The organism is Streptomyces flaveolus, from assembly GCF_000716535.1.
In the GTDB taxonomy this organism is placed as follows: Bacteria; Actinomycetota; Actinomycetes; order Streptomycetales; family Streptomycetaceae; genus Streptomyces; species Streptomyces flaveolus_A.
In genome coordinates, this window is the sequence record NZ_JNWV01000045.1 from 29,281 (window position 1) to 48,794 (window position 19,514).

Annotated in this window: 19 protein-coding genes and 1 pseudogene; 12 read left to right on the forward strand and 8 right to left on the reverse strand. The window is 70.1% G+C overall.

Going from position 1 to position 19,514, the window contains the following annotated elements:
* The first annotated feature begins 340 nt into the window (after positions 1 to 340).
* From qcrB to OO52_RS38715, 3 genes are all read left to right on the forward strand, one after another.
* On the forward strand, positions 341 to 1,960 hold the full coding sequence (gene qcrB, locus OO52_RS38705) for a cytochrome bc1 complex cytochrome b subunit (RefSeq protein ID WP_030654609.1): 1,620 nt from the start codon (positions 341 to 343) through the stop codon (positions 1,958 to 1,960).
* A 198-nt stretch (positions 1,961 to 2,158) separates the two neighbouring features.
* The gene (locus tag OO52_RS38710) at positions 2,159 to 3,001 is read left to right on the forward strand and encodes an alpha/beta fold hydrolase (protein ID WP_030654595.1); all 843 of its coding nucleotides are present in this window, start codon (positions 2,159 to 2,161) and stop codon (positions 2,999 to 3,001) included.
* A gap of 155 nt (positions 3,002 to 3,156) precedes the next feature.
* A complete protein-coding gene (locus tag OO52_RS38715) occupies positions 3,157 to 3,669 on the forward strand; it encodes a GNAT family N-acetyltransferase (RefSeq protein WP_030654591.1) in 513 nt (170 codons plus the stop codon).
* 51 nt (positions 3,670 to 3,720) lie between these two features.
* Here the strand turns inward: OO52_RS38715 and OO52_RS38720 are convergent, their stop codons facing one another.
* From OO52_RS38720 to OO52_RS38730, 3 genes are all read right to left on the reverse strand, one after another.
* Positions 3,721 to 4,887, reverse strand: a complete 1,167-nt coding sequence (locus tag OO52_RS38720) for a 2-oxo acid dehydrogenase subunit E2 (protein WP_051847931.1) — start codon at positions 4,885 to 4,887, stop codon at positions 3,721 to 3,723.
* A 100-nt stretch (positions 4,888 to 4,987) separates the two neighbouring features.
* Complete coding sequence (aceE, locus tag OO52_RS38725; RefSeq protein ID WP_030654585.1) at positions 4,988 to 7,675, reverse strand: pyruvate dehydrogenase (acetyl-transferring), homodimeric type; 2,688 nt, start codon at positions 7,673 to 7,675, stop codon at positions 4,988 to 4,990.
* A gap of 111 nt (positions 7,676 to 7,786) precedes the next feature.
* A complete protein-coding gene (locus tag OO52_RS38730; RefSeq protein WP_030654582.1) occupies positions 7,787 to 8,527 on the reverse strand; it encodes an SDR family oxidoreductase in 741 nt (246 codons plus the stop codon).
* A gap of 287 nt (positions 8,528 to 8,814) precedes the next feature.
* Between OO52_RS38730 and OO52_RS38735 the strand changes: the two genes are divergently transcribed.
* Complete coding sequence (locus OO52_RS38735; RefSeq protein ID WP_030654579.1) at positions 8,815 to 9,282, forward strand: cupin domain-containing protein; 468 nt, start codon at positions 8,815 to 8,817, stop codon at positions 9,280 to 9,282.
* A gap of 195 nt (positions 9,283 to 9,477) precedes the next feature.
* Here OO52_RS38735 and OO52_RS38740 read toward each other — a convergent pair whose 3' ends face one another.
* The 4 genes from OO52_RS38740 to OO52_RS38755 form a co-directional block, all read right to left on the reverse strand.
* Positions 9,478 to 9,972, reverse strand: coding sequence for a cupin domain-containing protein (locus tag OO52_RS38740; RefSeq protein WP_030654576.1), 495 nt, complete (start codon positions 9,970 to 9,972; stop codon positions 9,478 to 9,480).
* Between the two features lie 125 nt (positions 9,973 to 10,097).
* Positions 10,098 to 11,633, reverse strand: coding sequence for an MFS transporter (locus OO52_RS38745; RefSeq protein WP_030654573.1), 1,536 nt, complete (start codon positions 11,631 to 11,633; stop codon positions 10,098 to 10,100).
* A complete protein-coding gene (locus OO52_RS38750) occupies positions 11,630 to 12,595 on the reverse strand; it encodes an alpha/beta fold hydrolase (protein ID WP_051818904.1) in 966 nt (321 codons plus the stop codon). The genes OO52_RS38745 and OO52_RS38750 overlap by 4 nt, the downstream gene beginning before the upstream one ends.
* Before the next feature lie 160 nt (positions 12,596 to 12,755).
* Positions 12,756 to 13,226, reverse strand: coding sequence for a carboxymuconolactone decarboxylase family protein (locus OO52_RS38755; RefSeq protein ID WP_030654567.1), 471 nt, complete (start codon positions 13,224 to 13,226; stop codon positions 12,756 to 12,758).
* A gap of 241 nt (positions 13,227 to 13,467) precedes the next feature.
* On the opposite strand from OO52_RS38755, the gene OO52_RS38760 reads away from it, so the two are divergent.
* The 7 genes and pseudogenes from OO52_RS38760 (at position 13,468) to OO52_RS53325 (ending at position 17,805) form a co-directional block, all read left to right on the forward strand.
* The gene (locus tag OO52_RS38760; protein WP_030654564.1) at positions 13,468 to 14,259 is read left to right on the forward strand and encodes a DUF427 domain-containing protein; all 792 of its coding nucleotides are present in this window, start codon (positions 13,468 to 13,470) and stop codon (positions 14,257 to 14,259) included.
* A gap of 147 nt (positions 14,260 to 14,406) precedes the next feature.
* Positions 14,407 to 15,357 carry an alpha/beta hydrolase gene (locus OO52_RS38765; RefSeq protein WP_030654562.1) on the forward strand — a complete coding sequence of 317 codons (951 nt, stop codon included), beginning with the start codon at positions 14,407 to 14,409 and terminating at the stop codon, positions 15,355 to 15,357.
* A 150-nt stretch (positions 15,358 to 15,507) separates the two neighbouring features.
* Complete coding sequence (locus tag OO52_RS38770) at positions 15,508 to 16,227, forward strand: alpha/beta fold hydrolase (protein ID WP_030654560.1); 720 nt, start codon at positions 15,508 to 15,510, stop codon at positions 16,225 to 16,227.
* Between the two features lie 156 nt (positions 16,228 to 16,383).
* The gene (locus OO52_RS38775) at positions 16,384 to 16,725 is read left to right on the forward strand and encodes a hypothetical protein (protein ID WP_030654555.1); all 342 of its coding nucleotides are present in this window, start codon (positions 16,384 to 16,386) and stop codon (positions 16,723 to 16,725) included.
* Positions 16,726 to 16,813: 88 nt separating this feature from the next.
* Positions 16,814 to 16,948: pseudogene (locus OO52_RS52270) on the forward strand (hypothetical protein); the annotation flags it as partial.
* A gap of 43 nt (positions 16,949 to 16,991) precedes the next feature.
* Positions 16,992 to 17,342, forward strand: coding sequence for a hypothetical protein (locus tag OO52_RS53320; protein ID WP_030654554.1), 351 nt, complete (start codon positions 16,992 to 16,994; stop codon positions 17,340 to 17,342).
* Positions 17,343 to 17,508: 166 nt separating this feature from the next.
* Positions 17,509 to 17,805: a helix-turn-helix domain-containing protein gene (locus OO52_RS53325; RefSeq protein ID WP_030939689.1), complete on the forward strand. Its 297-nt coding sequence runs from the start codon at positions 17,509 to 17,511 to the stop codon at positions 17,803 to 17,805.
* 27 nt (positions 17,806 to 17,832) lie between these two features.
* On the opposite strand, the gene OO52_RS38790 is transcribed toward OO52_RS53325, so the two are convergent.
* Positions 17,833 to 18,255 (reverse strand): OsmC family protein, encoded by a 423-nt coding sequence (locus tag OO52_RS38790; RefSeq protein WP_030654549.1) that lies wholly within the window; start codon positions 18,253 to 18,255, stop codon positions 17,833 to 17,835.
* Positions 18,256 to 18,634: 379 nt separating this feature from the next.
* Between OO52_RS38790 and OO52_RS38795 the strand changes: the two genes are divergently transcribed.
* Positions 18,635 to 19,393, forward strand: coding sequence for an SDR family oxidoreductase (locus tag OO52_RS38795; RefSeq protein ID WP_030654546.1), 759 nt, complete (start codon positions 18,635 to 18,637; stop codon positions 19,391 to 19,393).
* Positions 19,394 to 19,514: the final 121 nt, after the last annotated feature.

Here is a 19,514-nt window from a genome sequence, read left to right on the forward strand (position 1 = left end):
GTTCGCTGCACGCTGATGCCGAGCCCTGCGCACGGACGTCGAGGACCACGGCGGCACCGAAGCCTCGTGTCACACCTGAGCCGTCTCGCCGGTCATGAGGGGGACAGCAGTTCACGAACCGTGCCCGAACAGCACAGCCGTGGACGAGTCGGCTCCGCAGTGCCACGTGTACGTTCCCCCGGCCGGTGCCGAGGCCGGGGTGCGGCACGGACAGCTACGGCTGCCACGGCGACGGGAGCCCTCGCAACACGCCAGTGCCGCGGACCCACGGCAGTGCCCGGGACCGCGGCGCCATCAGACGCAGCGAGCTTCGGGTGATGCAGAAATGAATGGTGAAGAGATGGGCAACGACAGCCGGCCGGCCGAGCCGGGGCAGGAGCGCACCGGGGAGAGGCTCGCCCAATGGGCGGACGGCCGACTCGGCTACCGCCGGCTGGCCCGTTCCGCTCGGCGCCTGGTCTTCCCCGACCACTGGTCGTTCATGCTCGGCGAGATCGCTCTCTACAGTTTCGTCATCCTGCTGCTCACTGGCGCGTACCTGAGCTTCTACTTCCACCCTTCCTCCGACCTCGTGGTCTACCAGGGCAGTTACGCCCCTTTGCGGGGCCGGCTGGTGTCGGAGGCCTTCGACTCGACCCTGCACATATCGTTCGACGTCCGCGGCGGTCTGCTCGTCCGCCAGGCCCACCACTGGGCGGCGCTGGTCTTCGTCGCCGCCGTGTTCGTGCACATGCTGCGGGTCTTCTTCACCGGAGCGTTCCGCAAGCCACGCGAGCTGAACTGGGTATTCGGGTTCCTGTTGCTCATCCTGGCCCTGTTCGGCGGCCTGACCGGCTACGACCTGCCCGACGACCTGCTGTCCGGAACCGGCCTGCAGGTCGTGAACGGCACGCTCCTGTCGATCCCGGTCGTGGGGACGTACGTGTCGTTCTTCCTCTTCGGCGGCGAGTTCCCCGGCGAGGACCTGATCGCCCGCTTCAACACCCTCCACATCCTGGTCATCCCCGCACTGATGGTCGCCCTGATCGTCGGACACGTGGCTCTGGCCGTACGCCACCGGCACACTCAGTACCCCGGTCCCGGCCGTACCAACACCAACGTCGTCGGCATCCCGTTCCGGGTGTACGCCGTCAAGGCCGGCGCCTACTTCTTCCTCGTGTCCGGCGTGATCTTCTTCATGGCCGCCGTCGCGCAGATCAATCCCGTGTGGAACTACGGGCCGTTCCGCCCCGACCAGGTCTCCGCCGGCTCCCAGCCCGACTGGTACATGGGCGTCGCCGACGGCTTCCTGCGCGTCATGCCCGGCTGGGAGATCACGTTCTGGGGCCACACCTTGGCACTGGACAACTTCCTGCCCCTGCTGATCGGCGTCCTGCTCTTCCTCGCCATGGGCGCCTACCCCTTCATCGAGGCCTGGGTCACGGACGACGACGGCGAACAGCACCTGCTGGACCGCCCCCGCAACCGCCCGGTGCGGACCGCCCTGGGCGTGGCCTGGCTCAGCGTCTACTCGGTGGCCCTCCTCGGTGCCGCCAACGACCTGATAGCCACTCACCTGCGTGTCTCGGTCGAGGCGGTGACCTGGACCGTGCGCATCGGCCTGTTCGTCGTCCCGGTCCTGGCCTTCTTCGTCACCAAACGTGTGGCACTGGGCCTGCAGCGGCAAGACCGCGACAAGGTGCTGCACGGACGTGAGAGCGGCATCATCAAACGTCTTCCGCACGGCGAGTACGTCGAGGTTCACGAGCCGCTCACCCAGGCCCAACTGCACGTCCTGACCGCCCACACGCAGTACCGGCCCCTGGAGGCCGCACCCGTGCGGGACGCGGACGGTGCCACACCCCGCCGTAGCCAGCGCCTGCGCGTCCGGCTCAGCCGCGTCCTGTACGGCTCGGGCACGCAGGTTCCCAAGCCCACCGCGTCGGAGTACACGGAGATCAGCGGCCGCCACCGGTCCTGATCCGTGGCGCACCCCGGGGAACTGCTCGCCGGTCCGAGCGGCCGTCCTTCCCCGCGCGGCACCAACCGTGCCGTCCTCGCAGCCACAGCGGATCCACCCGTACCGCAGCAGCGTGTCGCGCGGGGTCACCGACCCTCAGCACCGCCCGCACCTCCTCCGGGAGCCGGGCGCACCCATCCCGTTCGAAAGGCACTCGACATGACCCGTTCCTCCCGCGCCCGCCGGGCCCGTACCTCCCTCACCGTTCTGGCCGGCGCCACGATCGCCGCGGGCCTGCTCGCCACCACGATCGCCCCTGCCTCCGCCGACAAGGGTGTCCCCTCCCGGGCTCCCAAGCCCACCGTGGTCTTGGTCCACGGTGCGTTCGCCGACTCAACGAGCTGGAACGGCGTCATAAAGAGGCTGCGGCACGACGGATATCCGGTGGTCGCCGTCGCCAACCCGCTGCGCTCCCTGAGCGGCGACTCCGCCTACCTCAAGGACGTCCTGGCCGGCATAGACGGCCCCATCGTCCTGGCCGGTCACTCCTACGGCGGCTCGGTCATCAGCAATGCCGGAACGGGCAACAAGAACGTCAAGGCACTGGTCTACCTCGCCGCCTTCCTCCCGGCGAAGGGGGAGAGCGCGGTCGACCTGTCGGGTAAGTTCCCCGGCAGCACCCTCGGCGACGCACTGCGCCCGGTACCGTTCACGAACGCCGACGGCTCCAAAGGCACCGATCTCTACATCCAGAACGACAAGTTCCGGCACCAGTTCGCGGCGGACGTGCCCCGTGACGAGACCGACCTGATGGCCGTCACCCAGCGACCGGTCACCGACGCCGCCCTGGCCGAGGGCGCGGCGGAGCCCGCCTGGAAGACCATCCCGTCCTGGGCCCTGGTCGCCACCCAGGACCTCAACATCCCGCCGAAGGCACAGGAGTTCATGGCCGAGCGGGCCGGTGCACACACCACGGAGGTCCGGGCGTCCCACGCGGTGAGCGTCTCGCAGCCCGGCAAGGTCACCGACGTCATCGAGGACGCCGCGCGCTCGGTGCGCTGACCTCTCCGCGTGACGCCCATGGGACTGACACGGACCGTTCGGTCCACGTCGGTCCCATGGGCGTTCCACGCTCCCACTGTGCGAACCCCCTTCCCCCGACCGTCGGTCCGCCCGCGCACATTCCGCACCGGGCCCGGCCGCGCAAGGACAAGCCCATGCCCCGCGAACCGCGGATCACCTGCATCGGCCCCGGCGACCTCGCTCCCACCGTGGCGATGCACCGTCGTTGCTCGTCGCACACCCTGTGGAGCCGTTACCACCGGGCCATGGCCGACCCTGAGACCTACCTGCCCGCTCTGCTGGCCCGCCCCGGTTCGGTCCACCTGGCCGCACGGGACACCACCGGCCGCATCGTCGCCGTGGGCCACCTGATGCCGGACCACTCGGCCGTCGAGGCCGCGCTGCTCGTCGAGGACTCCTGGCAGGGCCGTGGACTGGGTACCCGCCTGCTGAAGGACCTGGGCCATCACGCACTCGGGGCCGGTTGGGCGACGCTCTACGGCCTCGTCCTGTCCGGCGACGAACGGATGGACGCCATCCTGCGTCACGCGCCCGTCCCCGTGCACCGCAGGGAGGAGGGCGGCACCGTCACCGCCTGGGTCGAGACGCGTGACCTGGCGGCCGTCCCGCCCGCCGCCAGCCCGAAAAAAAGCCGATGCGGAACATGATGTTCCGCATCGGCTGTGCCATCAACACCTCCAACAGGGCGCCGGCACGGCTCACGTTCCGGCGTCGGGGTACAGGTCGTCGTCGAACGCCGCGGACTCCAGAATCTCCCTGACCGTGGTCAGGTAGCGAGCCGCGTCCGCCCCGTCCACGAGCCGGTGGTCGTACGACAACGACAGGTGCACCAGGTCCCGGATGCCGATGACCTCCTCGCCGGCGCTGCGCACCACCGCGGGCCTCCTGACCGTCGCGCCCACGCCCAGGATCGCCGCCTGGTTCGGCGGCACGATGACGGTGTCGAACAGCGCGCCGCGCGAACCGGTGTTGGAGATCGTGAAGGTCGCGCCCGACACGTCGTCGGGAGTGAGGTGGCCACCGCGGGCCCGGTCGGCCAGGTCGTGGACGGCCCGGGCGATCCCGGCGACGCTCAGGTCGCCGGCGGCCTTGATCACCGGGGTCATCAGCCCGTTCTCGGTGTCGACCGCGATGCCGACGTTCTCGGTGTCGAAGTAGGTGATCGTCCCCTCGGTCTCGTCGATCCTGGCGTTGACGACCGGATGCGCCTTCAAGGCCTGGGCCGCGGCCTTGACGAAGAAGGGCATCGGGGACAGCTTGAGGCCCTCGCGGGCCAGGAAGCCGTCCTTGGCCCGGTTTCGCAGCCGCATCAGCCGGGTGACGTCGGCCTCCACCGTGCTGGTCAGTTGCGCCTGCTCCAGCAGGGCCTTCTTCAGGTTGTCCCCGATGGCCTTGCGGATGCGGGTCATCCGGACCGTCCGACCGCGCAGCACGGATTCCTGCGCCGCCGGGGCGGTTGGAACGGCGGGCGCGGGGGACACCGGCGCAGGCGCAGGCGCAGGCGCAGGCGCAGGCGCAGGCGCAGGCGCAGGCACCGGTGTCGGAGACGGAGACGGTGCCGGAGACGGCGCCGGAGCCGCCTGAGGGGCCTCGGCCGGGGGCGCGGGTGTGGCTGCCGGGACCGCGTCCGCCGTACCGATGACGGCGAGTTCTGCGCCGACCTCGGCGGTCTCGTCCTCGGCGACGGCAATGCTCAGCAGTACGCCGGTGGCGGGGGAGGGGATCTCGGTGTCGACCTTGTCGGTGGAGACCTCCAGCAAGGGCTCGTCGGTCTCGACGCGTTCGCCGACCTGTTTCAGCCAGCGGGTCACGGTGCCCTCGGTGACGGACTCGCCGAGGGCCGGCAGGGTCACGGTGATCGTCATGATGTCGTTCAGCTCCTCACGGACCGGCAGGGCGCAGGGGCCCTCCGAACCTGTCGTCCACGGCCTGCGCCATGGGGGATCGGTCGCGCTTCCCGGCCGCTCACCGGTCGAGTCCGTAGCGGGTGCGGGCCTGCGCGACGGTGGCCAGGGGGATCTGCCCGGCCCGGGCCAGCCGGTCCAGTGCGGTCACCACGATCGACTCGGCGTCCACGTGGAAGTAGCGCCGCACGTCCTCCCGGGTGTCGGACAGACCGAAACCGTCGGTGCCCAGGGAGTAGTAGTCCTGCTCGACCCACTGGCTGATCTGGTCGGGCACCTGCCGCATCCAGTCGCTGACGGCCAGCACCGGCCCCGGCGCACCGGCCAGCGCCCGGGTGACGAAGGGGGTGCGCTCCTCACCGCGCATCCGGGCGTCGTCGGCGCGCATCGCGTCGCGGCGCAGTTCCGTCCACGACGTCACCGACCACACGTCGGCGTGCACGTTCCAGTCGGAGGCGAGGAGTGCCTGCGCCCGCAGCGCCCAGTGAATGGCCGTACCGGAAGACAGCAGCTGGAGCCGGGGTCCGGCCGCGCCGGGTTCGGCGGGCCGGAACCGGTAGATGCCCCGGACGATGCCCTCCTCGATCCCCGGCACCGCGGGCATGGCCGGCTGGTGCTTCGGCTCGTTGTACACGGTCAGGTAGTAGAAGACGTCCTCGGGCCGCTCGCCGTACATCCGGCGCAGACCGTCCCGGACGATCACCGCGATCTCGTAGGCGAAGGCCGGGTCGTAGCTGATCGCCGCCGGATTGGTGGCGGCCAGCAGGTGCGAGTGCCCGTCCCCGTGCTGCAGTCCCTCACCGGTCATGGTCGTGCGCCCCGCGGTGCCGCCGATGACGAACCCTCGGCCCATCTGGTCGCCGAGCGCCCAGAACTGGTCGCCGGTGCGCTGGAAGCCGAACATGGCGTAGAAGATGTAGAACGGGATCATGGGCTCGCCGTGCGTGGCGTACGAGGTCGCCGCGGCGGCGAACTCGGCCACGGAACCCGCCTCCGTGATGCCCTCGACGAGCAGTTGCCCTGTCGTGCTCTCCTTGTAGTGGAGCAACTGGTCGGCGTCGACCGGGTCGTAGTTCTGACCCAGCGGCGAGTAGATGCCGGCCGTGGGGAACATCGACTCCATGCCGAACGTACGGGCCTCGTCGGGGATGATCGGCACCCAGCGCGCCCCGCTCTCCTCGTCGCGCATCAGATCCTTGACCAGCCGGACCAGCGCCATCGTGGTGGCGACCTCCTGGTGGCCGGAACCCTTCTCCAGCGCCTCGAAGGGCTTGGCGGGCGGTTCCGGCAGCGGCTTGGCGATCACCCGCCGAAGTGGGGCGGGACCGCCCAGCGCGGCCCGGCGGTCGCGCAGGTACCGCACCTCGGGCGAGTTCTCCCCCGGGTGCCAGTACGGGACCTGGTCACCGGCGAGCGCGCTGTCGGGGATGGGAAGCTCCAGCAGGTCGCGCATCTCACGGAACTGCTCCATGGTGAGCTTCTTCATCTGGTGGTTGGCGTTGCGGGACTCGAACGCCGACCCCAGGGTGTGGCCCTTCACCGTCTGGGCGAGGATCACCGTCGGCGCGCCCCGGTGCTCCATCGCGGCCCGGTAGGCGGCGTACACCTTCAACGGCTCGTGTCCGCCCCGGGAGTTCTCGAACAGCTCGACCACCTGCGCGTCGCTCAGGGAGGCGGAGACGGCGGACAGGGCGTCACCGGTGAAGAAGTTCTCGCGTATGTAGGCGGCGTCCCGCGCGGCCAGCGTCTGCATCTGCGCGTCGGGCACCTCGCCGAGGCGACGCACCAGGTCGCCGCTGGTGTCCTGCCCCAGCAGCGGGTCCCAGGCCTCGCCCCAAAGCGTCTTGACCACGTTCCAGCCGGCGCCGCGGAACCGTGCCTCCAGCTCCTGGACGATCTTCGAGTTGGACCGTACCGGCCCGTCCAGGCGTTGCAGGTTGCAGTTGATGACGAACGTCAGGTTGTCCAGCCCCTCGCGGGAGGCCAGAGACAAGGCGGCCATCGACTCCGGCTCGTCCGTCTCCCCGTCGCCCAGGAACGCCCACACCCGCGAGGCGGAGGTGTCCTTGATGCCGCGAGCCCGCAGATAGCGGTTGAAGCGGGCCTGGTAGATGGCACCGAGCGGGCCCAGCCCCATGGAGACCGTCGGGAACTCCCACAGCCACGGGAGTCGTCGCGGATGCGGGTAGGACGGCAGGCCGTGGCCGCCCGCCTCGCGCCGGAAGGCGTCCAGTTGCTCCCTGCTGAGCCGCCCCTCGAGGAACAACCGGGCGTAGATGCCCGGGGAGGCGTGCCCCTGGAGGAACAGCTGGTCGCCCGAGCCGTCACCGTCCTTGCCCCGGAAGAAGTGGTTGAAGCCGATCTCGTAGAGCCAGGCCGCCGACGCGTAGGTGGAGATGTGGCCGCCCAGTCCCAGCCGGGAACCACGGGTGACCATCGCCGCTGCGTTCCACCGGTTGAGCGCGGTGATCCTGGACTCCATCTCCAGGTCACCGTCGAACTCCGGCTGTGCGGCTGCCGGGACGGTGTTGATGTAGTCCGTGGACAGCAGTCCGGGCAGGGGTGTCCCCGACGCCGCGGCGAACTCGTGCACCCGCCGCATCAGGTACACCGCCCGCTCCGGCCCGGCGTTCCGCACGACGGCGTCGAGGGAGGCCTGCCATTCGGCGGTCTCCTCGCGGTCACGATCGGGTAGCTGGTCGAGCTCACTGATCACAGAGGTCTCAGTGGGCCGGGACGGATCACTCATGGCAGCCTTCCTGTCACTGCGTGGGGCCGGCGACGCCGGCCGTGGACACGGTGGGCGCCACAGGGCGGTCGGTGGGGATCACGGGCGACGACGCGTCGCCGCGCGGCGGACTCAGCGGCTCTTGAGCCACTGGCTGAAGGCGTGGTGGCCGACGTGGGCGGCCGGCCCGGGAAGGAGGGTCCGCTCCTCGATCACCGCGCCGAAGAACGGGGCCTGCGCGTCGGCGATCACCGGGGCGGGCCGGCCCAGGGAGGCCAGCAGCTCGGCGGTGACGTCCTCGAACCGGAGTTCTTCGGGCCCGGCGGCCTCGAGCACCCCGAACAGCGGCAGGCCCACCGCGACATGGGCGACGGCCGTGGCGACATCGTCCGCCGAGACCGGACGCAGCAGCAGCGGGGGGACGTGCACACCGTCGGGCCGGGTGCCGGCCGTCGCGGCGGCCTCCACGGACTCGTGGAACGGCGTGGCGCGCACCACGGAGTACGGAAGGGTGGTGTGCCGCACCAGGTCCTCCTGTGCCGCCTTGGCACGGAAGTAGCCCGAGCCGACCCGGTCGGTGCCGACCACCGACAGCGCGACGTAGTGCTCGACGCCCGCCGCGGCCGCGGCCTTGAGGAGGTTGCCCGTCGCGGTGGTGAAGAACGCCGTGGCGGCCTCCTGCCTGCGTGAGGGTGCGTCGGTGACGTCCACGACCACCTCGGCGGCGCGCAGCGCCCGGTCGAGGCCCTGGCCGGTGCTGACGTCGACCCCTTCTTTGCGGGAGACCGGCACGACCTCCACCCCGTGGTCCCGGAGCCTGGCGACGGTCCTGGAACCGATCAGACCGGTGGCACCTACAACGACGACTCTCATCTGGGTCTCTTCCGTCCAGGGGCCGATGACCCCGCTGGGTATCCGTCGAAGGCGGTGGCGGACGTCGGCGTGCCACCGTGCTCACCACACCTAGACAGGCCGGGTCCGTTCGTTGTGACACCGTTCCCCGCTGTCGGGTGCCGGAGGTCGCCGGCCGCCACCGGGTGTCACAGAACCGCCGGGCAGCCGGTCAGGAGGTGTGAGCGGTCTTCACGACCGGACATGACCACGTGCACGGCGGAGGATGTGCCGCCCGGACACAGTGGAACCACGGAAGGTGCGATTCAGTGTCGGAGAACTCACAGCACGCCCACCACGGCCACGACGGGCACGGTCACGGAACCGGCGGCGAGGACGGTCCGAGCTGGACCCGAGCGGCGAAGATGCTCCAGGACGCCTCGCCGATCACCGTTCCCGAGGGTGCCTCGGCGATGACCATCCACGTCCAGTGGGAGCCCGGTGACCCCGGCACCCCGCCGCATCGTCACTCCGGCCCGGCGTTCGGCTATGTCGTCAAGGGCGCGGTCCGTTTCGAACTCGAGGGCGAGCCCGAGCGCGTCATCGAGGCCGGCGGCACCTTCTGGGAGCCGGGTGGCGACGCCATCCACTACCAGGACGGCAACGCCCTCACCGATGAGAGGACCGAATTCGTCGTCACCATGATGTGCGCCCCCGGCAAGCCCATGCTGGAGCTGGTCGACGAGCAGGAGCTCAAGGAGCGCGCCCACTTGCGCGCGCCGCGGCCCACCGCCTGACCCCGGAGGTCCGGCCGCCGTCCGCCGCCGTGGGGCGGCGGACGGCGGCACGCCCGCGCTGTGTGCCAGGGGCCGGATCACCGTGCTCCGTGACACGAAGTGTCGGCCGCCAACACAACAAGTGGGGCCCCGCGACCGTGACACCCCGGTGGTTAACCGGTGTCACGGTCGCGGGGCCCCGCCCGTCGGTGTCCCCTACTCCACGAAGTACGAGTCGTGCTTGTCGAAGAACGCGGCACGCTCCTCCTCCGAGGCGTGCGCCAGCTGCGACACCTGCTCGAAGTACTCCTCGCGCGGGGCGCCCGGGGTGAACAGGAGAAGCATGTCGGCCGGGGCGTCGGAGTCGTTCCGGAAGGCGTGCAGCCCGCCCTGGGGCACGTGCAGGAAGTCTCCCTTGCGCGCGTCGACCCACTCCACACCGTTGAACAGGCGCACCGTGCCGTCCAGGATGTAGAACGACTCCGAGATCCGCTTGTGGAAGTGCGTCTTGGGGCCGCCCGCCCTGGGCCGCATCTCCACCCGGTACAGCCCGAACTCACCCCGCGTGGTACCAGTGGTCGCCAGATAGTGGGTGGCGTCCTTCCCGGTACCGCTCTCACCGAGGTCCGGCGGCGTGGTGGCCGGCCGGAAGACAGCGCTGACCTCACCGTCTTCTCCCCAGTACTTCTGCTCCGGGTACGGGTACGACATATCTCGCTCCTTTCCTGCGGCCGACGCGTGACGACGCGCCGGCGCGAACCGCTGAGCAGCGGTCCTCTCTACAACGAGACCGGCGGACATCCGCCGGTGTGACAGCCGGGGGTCCCGGCAGGTTGTCATTCGGCGGCCCGGTGATGGGCGAAGCGGGACACCAGCGGCGGCTCCATCAGCCAGCCGTGTGTCCGCCCGTGCAGCGGATGAGAAGCCGCGGCGGTCTGCCGCAGCGTGCCGAAGGCCACGGCCGCACCGACGGCCAGCAGCCCCGCGCACAGCGGCATGGCGCGGCTGAACGACGTGTCGAAGGCCGCGTCCGACCGGTAGGTGTCCGGTCCCATCCCCACCAGCAGGGGCAGCGCCGCCACGGACACCAGCCCGGCCGCACGGGCCGCGGCGTTGTTGATGCCGCTGGCCAGCCCGGCGTTCGAGGCATCCACCGAGGACAGCAAGGTCACGGTCAGCGGAGCGACCATGACGACCATGCCGGCTCCCATCACCAGCAGGGCGGGGAGGACATCGTGGACGTATGACGCGCCCGGACCCACTCGCAGCATCATCAGCATGCCCGCTCCGCACACCAGCGGGCCGACGGTGAGCGGAGTCCGCGGCCCCAGCCGCCGGGCGAGCATCCCGGAGTGGGACGAGAACAGCAGCATCAGCACGGTGTTGGGCAGCATGGCCGCTCCGGCTGCCAGTGCCGAGTACCCGACGACGATCTGGAGTTGCAGGGCGGTCAGGAAGAAGAACCCGCCCGTGCCCGCGTAGACGCACAGCGTGATCAGGTTGACAGCGGTGAACTGCCGGGACGAGAAGATCGACAACGGCATCATCGGGTCGCTGCTGCGCCGCTCCACGCGGAGGAACACGGCACCCGCCACGACACCGGCGACGGCCGCGCCGACGGCCGCCGGTCCGCCGTCCCGGGCCTCGGTCAGCGCGTAGGTGACCAGGGCGAGCGCCAGAGCGCCCAGGACGGCGCCTGGGACGTCGAAACCGGTGCGCCGCCGGCCCTCCGTGCCGGCCGTGACGTCCCCGGCCGCCCGGTGCTTGCTCACGGACTCCGGGACGTGGCGCAGCGCGACGGGCACGCACAGCAGCGCCGGGAGGATGCTCAGCAGGAAGGTCCAGCGCCAGCCGGGGCCGTCCACCAGCCACCCGCCCACGAACGGCCCGAGGGCCGCGCCGATACCGCCGAAGCCCGACCACAGACCGATCGCGCGGGGCCGGTCGTCCGGGTGGAAGGAGGCCTCGATGATCGCCAGTGAGCCGGGCGTGAGCAGAGCACCGCCGACGCCCTGCAGCGCTCGGGCGGCGATCAGCGTGTTGGTGTCCGGAGCCAGACCGCACAGCAGGGAGGCCACCGCGAACCACACCACGCCCAGGACGAAGACGCGGCGCCGCCCGAAACGGTCGCCCAGGGACCCGCCCAGCAGGATCAGACCCGCCAGGGTCAGCATGTAGGCGTTCACCGTCCACTGGAGCACGGCGAGGTCGGCGTCGAAGTCGTCGCCGATGCGCGGCAGCGCGACGTTGGTGACTGTCGAGCCGAGCAGCACGACACTGGACCCCAGAACGGTGGCCAGCAGGGTCCACCGTCCCCGGGCACTGGCGAGACGGAGCGGGGCGGAGTCGTCCGGAGTGGGGGAGTGCGTCATGTCGTGTCCTTGCCCGACCCGGCGAGGCCGTCGTGGTCGGCGTACTCCTGCCGTAGGACGCGCACGTCCCGCACGGCCGCCGCGAACGCCTCGGCGCATTCCTGCGGAAGGTTGTGGCCGGCGTCCGCCACTTTGCGGTGGAGTCGGGGGCCGGTGAAGTGTCGGGCGGTCGAGGAGCCGTCCGCCGCCGGGAAGTTGCCGTCGGCCAGGCCGTCGAGGGTGACGGCGGGAACGGTGATCGCGGGCTGTTCGGCGAGACGTGCCTCAAGGTCCGCGTACGCCTCGGCACCTGGCGCGAAACCGAGCCGGTGCCGGTACGAATGGATCACGACGTCGGTGTAGTCGGGATTGGCGAAGGCCTCCGCGGCCCGCTCCAGGTCCTGCTCGCGGAACGGCCACTTGGGGGAATTCCGCTTCCAGATGACCCGCGCGATCCCCCGGGGATCGGCGGCCAGACCGGCCCGGCCCCGCTCGGTGAGGAAGTAGTAGAAGTACCAGAAGCCCGCTTCCCGTTCGGGTGCGACGGGCTCCATCGCCGCGCCGATGTCCTGGACGAGGTAGCTGTTGACCGAGACCAGGCCCAGAACGCGCTCCGGCCACAGGACCGCGGCGACGTTGGCGGCGCGCCCGCCCCAGTCGTATCCGGCGAGGTAGGCCCGCTCCACGCCCAGGGCGTCCATGAAGGCGACGACGTCGGCGCCCAGAGCGGCCTGCTGACCCGAGCGCGGAGTCGACGCGGACCGGAACGTGGTGGGCCCGTGGCCCCGCAGATAGGGGACGACGACGCGGAACCCGCTCTCGGCGAGCAGCGGGGCCACCTCCGCGTAGCTGTGGATGTCGTAGGGGAAACCGTGCAGGAGCAGCACGGTGTCGTCACCGGCGGAACCCGTCTCGTAGTACGCGACTTCCAGCACGTCGGTGCTGACTCGTCGCAGAGGGGCGAGTGCGTGGTGTTCTGACATGAGAGTCCTCTGGATTCCGTTGCCCGCGGCGGTCGCTCCGGTCGGCGGGCAGCCGGGCGGACACCGTTCGGCCGGGCAGGGTGGCGTCCGTCGCCTGGTCGAGGGTCGGGGCGACCAGGCGAGGGACGGTCCGCGACCGGCCGAGCCGGGGGCGGCTGACTCAGCCGAACATGCCGGGCTTGTAGTCACCGGCGGGCTGCCGGTTGATGACGTTGATGCGGTTGTAGGCGTTGATGACGGCGATCAGCGACATCAGCGCGACGAGCTGGTCCTCGTCGTAGTGCTTCGTGGCGTTCTCCCACGCCTCGTCCGACACGCCGGCCGCGCCGTCCGCGATGCGCGTGCCCTGCTCGGCCAGCTCCAGCGCGGCGCGCTCGGCGTCCGTGAAGACCGTGGCCTCGCGCCACACGGCCACCAGGTTCAGACGCTGCTGCTCCTCACCCGCGGCGGTGGCGTCCTTGGTGTGCATGTCGGTGCAGAAACCGCAGCCGTTGATCTGGCTGGCGCGGATCTTCACCAGCTCCTGAGTGGCGACCGGGAGAGCCGCGTGCACCGCCGCGCCGGCCGAGTTCAGGTGCTTCATGACCTTGCCGGCAAGGGCGTTGCCGAAGTAGTTGATACGCGCGTCCATGACGGATCTCCTCAAGTGTGGAACAGTTACAGCTGACTGACCGGGAGCCCCTTCGATCTGTGACAACGTCGGTCGTCGATTCCCTCCCGTCGGACCAGGACACGGTCCGGATCGGTGCAACACGATCCTCGGCACCGTGTGACGACAAGCATGTGAGGCCCGTCGGCCCGAGAGCGGTCATCCTGGGACCGTGGACACCGGGCACGGCGAGCGCACCATCAGCGAATCCAAGGTGATCACCATGGCAACCGAGAGTGTTCTGCACCCGAGCCTCATCGTCCCGGTCGGGCACGTCGAGCCCGTACCGCGCCGCATCCGGGGCATGATCGGCGGACGTGTCGCCTTCGACACCCGCCGCGCACTGTACGTCTGGGAGTGGCAGGCCTACCCCCAGTTCAGCATCCCGGTCGAGGACCTGGTGGAAGGTGTGCTCCACGACGACAAGCACACGGAGCACCTCGGTGCCGGCCCGGCACACCGTCACACTCTGCACGTCGGCTCGCAGGTCCGGGCCGGAGCGGCGTGGGTCTGGGGAGAAGGCGCCCCGGCACCCCTGCACGGCACCGTGCGCTTCGAGTGGGAGGCGCTGGACTCCTGGTTCGAGGAGGACGAGCCGGTCTTCGTCCATCCCAGGAGCCCATACTCCCGCGTGGACGCCCTCCGTTCCAGCAGCGGCGTCAGGGTCGAGTTGGACGGTGTCGTGCTGGCGGAGGCCCCCACCTGCGTGAAGCTGTTCGAGACCGGCCTCCCGACCCGCTACTACCTCGACCGTACGACCATCGACTGGACCCGGCTGCGGCACTCGGACACGGTGACCCGATGCCCCTACAAGGGGACGACGAGCAGCTACTGGTCGTTCGACAGCGACACCGCCTCCCACGAGGACATCGCCTGGACGTACGACTTCCCGACCATCCACGCCAACCGCATCGCCGGACTGACCGCCTTCTACAACGAGCACGTCGATCTGTACGTCGACGGATTCCTGCTGCCGAGGCCCACCGACCCCACCCGGCCGGCCTCCGACCAGTAACGGCCGGGCCAGCAGGATCCGCTCGGGAAATACCGTGGCCGGTGAGCGATTTCCGCGTCGCTTTCCCCGGTGCGTCACACATCGGCTCCCGGCCTGGTCTCATGGGGTGTAAAGCCTTCCGAAACCCACCACCCACAAGGAGATGCCGTGAGCGACTTCGTTCTCGAGCCCGCCGCCCAGGAATTCGCCGACGCGGCCGCCAAGCCGCCGCTGCTGTACGAACTCGGTGTCGAGGGCGCCCGGAAGCTGCTCGACGACGTTCAGTCCGGACCGGTCGAAAAGCTCGACGTGGACGAGAAGTGGATCACCGTTCCCGCCGAGGTCGGTGACGTGAGGGTGCGCATCGTCAAGCCCGTCGGCAGCACCGGCGTCCTGCCCGTGATCCTCTACGTGCACGGCGGCGGCTGGATCCTCGGCAACGCCGGCACCCACGACCGCCTGGTGCGTGAACTGGCCGTGGGCGCGGAGGCGGCCCTGGTCTTCGTCGAGTACGACCGCTCCCCGGAGGCGAAGTACCCCGTCGCCATCGAGCAGGCGTACGCCACCGCCCAGTGGGTCTCCACCAAGGGCGCCGAAGAGGGGCTGGACGGTTCCCGTATGGTCGTCGCCGGTGACTCCGTCGGCGGCAACATGAGCGCCGCCCTGACCCACCTGGCCAAGCGGCGCGGCGACGTGACCTTCCTGCACCAGTCGCTGTACTACCCCGTCACCGACGCGGGACAGGACACCGAGAGCTACCGGACCTTCGCCCACGGTCCGCACCTGACGGCGAAGGCCATGGAGTGGTTCTGGAACGCCTACACCACCGACCCGGCCGAGCGGAACCAGATCACGGCCTCCCCCCTGCGTGCGACCCAGGAAGACCTGAAGGGACTGCCGCCGGCGTTCGTCGTGGTCGACGAGAACGACGTACTGCGCGACGAGGGCGAGGCGTACGCCCGCAAGCTGATCCAGGCCGGCGTGCCGACCACCAGCGTCCGCTACAACGCCAGCCTGCACGACTTCATGATGCTGAACCCGGTTCGCGGAACCCAGGCCTCGACCGCGGCGATCGAGCAGGCCATCCATGTCCTGCGCAAGGCGCTGGGCACCGACTGATCGACTAGTCCCTCTCCCGCGGACATGCCGCGGGAAATCCCATGCATCGGAACGTGCCGCGATTCAGCACGGCCTCACGCCCGGATGGGGCGCGTACGTCACCGGCGTCTTCACCGGCGTATTTCACCGGCAAATTGAAAGGCCACTCTCATGAGTGCACAGAAACCGACCATCGTCCTCGTCCACGGCGCGTTCGCGGACTCCTCCAGTTGGAACGGAGTCGTCGAAAGGCTCCAGTCGCACGGCTACCCGGTGGTGGCCGCGAGCAATCCGCTGCGCGGACTGGCCGGAGACAGCGAGTACGTCAGACAACTCGTGGCCTCCATCGACGGCCCGGTGGTCCTCGCGGGCCACTCCTACGGTGGTTCGGTCATCAGCAACGCCGCCGGCGGACTCGACAACGTCAAGGCACTCGTCTTCGTCGCGGCCTTCCTGCCGGACGAGGGCGAGAGCGCGGTCACCCTCTCCGGCAAGTTCCCGGGCAGCACCCTCGGGGAGGCGCTCCACCCGGTGCCGGTCACCGTGCCGGACGGTAGCCAGGTCACCGATCTCTACATCGAGAAGAGCAAGTTCCACCAGCAGTTCGCCGCCGACGTCCCGGAGGAGACCGCGGCGGTCATGGCTGCCACCCAGCGACCCGTGGCCGATGCCGCGCTGGCGGAGGGAGCCTCCGCCCCGGCCTGGAAGAGCGTCCCGTCCTGGGTTCTGGTGGCCACCGAGGACCGGAACATCCCGGCGGAGGCACAGGTCTTCATGGCCGAGCGCGCGAAGGCCACCGTGGTGAGCGTCTCCGCCTCCCACGCGGTCGGCGTCTCGCGTCCCGGTGACGTCGCACGCCTGATCAACGAGGCGGCGCAGGCGACCGGCTGAGCGGCCGGCACCCAGCGCACCGGACCGCCGGGTGGCCGATCGAACGAGCGGTCGGCCGCCCGGAGACGCGTCGAGGGAGCACGCACCGACGGCCGATGCCCGCCGGGTGCCTGACGGTCTCCTCTCCGGCACCACCGACTCTGGGAGGAACGCATCATGAACATGAACAAGCAGGCCGCTCGTGGCCTGGTCGACATAGAGGCCTATCTGTACCGCGAGGCTCATCTCAGCGCCGCTCGCCGGCGTGTGACCGCCTTCACCGCGAGGACGGACGGGCTGACCCACGAGCAGAAGAGGGATATCGAGCTGTGGTATCTCCAGGAACAGAAGTACGTGGCCCGCATGGTGACGAAGTACATCGCCGACAGTGTCGGCGCGGCCGAGGCGGCGAACAACGTCCGGTTCGGGCGATGGCTGCGCGGAACACTGATCGCCATGGCCGTGATCACCCTGGTGACGTTCGTGTGCACGGCGGTCGTCGTGGGATCGGTGGCCTGATCCACGCGACATGAGACGGAGAGCGGTGCTCTCGGGACAGACTCGACGCCCTTGGACGCCAAGGTACCGTGACGGCCGGGAGGCTGTCATGACGGGAGACGGAGCACGGACCGGGCTCCTCGGGCGGCGGAACGAGCGCGGCTTTCTCGACGACCTCCTCGCGCCGGCCAGGACCGGGCGAAGCGGAGTCCTGGTGGTGCGCGGTGAGGCGGGCATCGGGAAGACCGAGCTGCTGAACCACCTGCTCGACCGGGCCACCGGAAGCGGTGGAGCCCTTCAAGGGACGGGAGTCCGCGACCCGGCAGGCCATCGAAGCCGTCACGCACGACCGTCTCCTGCGGGACGAGGGCAAGGCGACGACGGCGACCCAGTGGGCGGCGGCGGTCCTCTACAACGGCCTCGGCCGATACGAGGAGGCCTACGCCTCCGCCGAACGTGGCCGCGAGAACCCGCAGGAACTGGGACTGTCCCTCCAGTCCCGGGTCGAACTCGTCGAAGCGGCCGTACGACTGGGGCGGACCGCGCATGCGGCCGAGACTGTGCGGACGATCGAGGAGATGGCCCAGGTCAGCGGAACCGCCTGGCGCTCGGCATCTCCGCCGCCACTCGTGCCCTGATGAGCGAGGGGCAGGCCACCGACGACCTGCACCGGAAGCGATCGAGCAACTCGACACGGTGCAGGCCCGGATGGACGGTGCACGGGCACGGCTTCGCTACGGTGAGTGGCTACGCCGGGAACAGCGACGGACGGAGGCCCGTTCCCAGCTCAGCGAGGCACACGAGATGCTCGGCGAAGCCGGGGCCGAGGCCTTCGCGGAGCGCGCGCGACGGGAGCTGCAGGCCGTGGGAGCGAAGGTCCGCAAACGCGCCTCGGTCACGCCGGTGGTTCTCACTGCGAAGGAAGTCGAGATCGCGCGACTTGCCCAGAGCGGCTTCACGAACCCGGAGATCGGTGCCCGACTGTTCCTCAGCCCTCACACGGTCGAATGGCATCTGCGCAAGGTCTTCGCGAAGCTGGGAACCTCCTCCCGCGAGGAGATCGGCTCGATGCCACTCGAAGGCATGCCGACCACGTCCTGACCCGCCCGGGTTCCGGGCGGGACCCGCTCACCGCGGGAGCGACTGGGCGTGGGACTCGTCCGGTTCCGCCAGCAGAGCCGGTACGGTGACGATCGTGACCTCCCTGGTCAGCAGGCGGTGAACGGGACAGCGCCCGGCAGCTGCCAGCAACTGCTCCCGCTGAGCCGGCTCCAGGTCGCCGGTCAACCCGACGTTCTTGACGATGCGCCCCTGATCGCCGAACCGTACGGCCACGTCGACACGGTCGAGCGCCCAGCCGTGTCGGTCCGCCAGGGCCCGCACGGCCATGGACGTGCAGGACCCCAGCGCGGCCAGGAGCAGCTCACCCGGGGTGGGACCCGCGTCGGTGCTGATGGGCTCGGGTTCGTCGGCCGTCAGCGTGTGAGGCCCGATCGCGATGGAGCGGGTGAGCCGTCTGCCTTCGGCAATGGACACGATGCGCGTGATCATGGGTCTTCCTCTCGACCGAGGTGCGGGGACCAGGGGTAGCTCATCCCTCTTCCGCAGAGACCGAGCGGCACAGGCGCGTGTGACAGGCCGGCTCGGGGAGGGCAGTGCCCGCCGAGTCGAATGGCGGTCGCCGCGCTGCCGCGCGAGATTGGTCGAGCGGTGTTCCGAGGCCGCTGACCCACGCCGGCGGAAGTGCCGACGTGTACCTGCGGGCCCGGCCCGCGCCGGAGGCCTGCCCCACTACGCGACGGCTGTGCCGTGCGGTGCGGTGGGCGGGATGCCGGCCCAGGTCCCGGGACTGGCCCCGTGTCACAGGAGGAGTACCTGCCTTGTCTGTAGGGGGAGTCGGAAACCGTTGTCGGTACGAGGAGGCAATCACATGCAGGTGGCCGTGGCCGGAGGGACCGGCCTGGTGGGGAAGTTCGTAGTGGCGGAGCTGCGGGCCGCAGGACATCGACCCCTGGTTCTCGCCCGTTCGCACGGCGTTGACCTGACCACCGGCGTCGGCCTGGAAGAGCGGTTGTCCGGCAGTGACGCGGTGATCGATGTGACGAACATCGTCACGACGAGGAAGAAGCCCGCGGTCGACTTCTTCTCCCGGACCACCGGCCACCTGCTCTCCGCCGCCCGGTCGATGGGCATCGGGCATCTGGTGACCTTGTCGATCGTCGGCAGTGAAGAGGTGGATCTCGGTTACTACTTCGGCAAGCGCGTGCAGGAAGAACTGGTCCGCGACGGAGGCGTGCCGTGGACGGTGCTCCGCGCCACCCAGTTCTTCGAATTCCCGGAGCCGCTGCTGGCCAACCGGTCACCGGTGGTCATGATGCCGAGAATGCTCACCCAACCCGTCGCCGCCCAGGACGTCGCCGAGAAGCTCGTCGAGCACGCGGTACGGGGCCCTTCCGGAATGGCGCCGGAGATCGCGGGCCCCGACCGGCTGGACATGGTGGACATGACGCGTCGCATCCTGCGCGCTCAGGGCCGGCGGCGGCTCGTCGTGCCGGTGACGCTTCCCGGCAAGGTGGGCAAGGCCATGTCAGGAGGCGGCCTGCTGCCGCGCGGGGAGTACGTCCAGTGCCGCCGGACGTTCGACGAGCACCTCGCGTCCTTGGGACGGGCCACGGCAAACGGCCGGTGACCGACGACGACGGTGGGCTCCCTATGGTCCAGGAGACGCCGTCGTGCGCGGGCGCAGGACCCGGCGTCCGCCGGCGACGAGCAGCCCCCGGACCGCCCGTTCCGCGAAGCCCGTGAGGAAC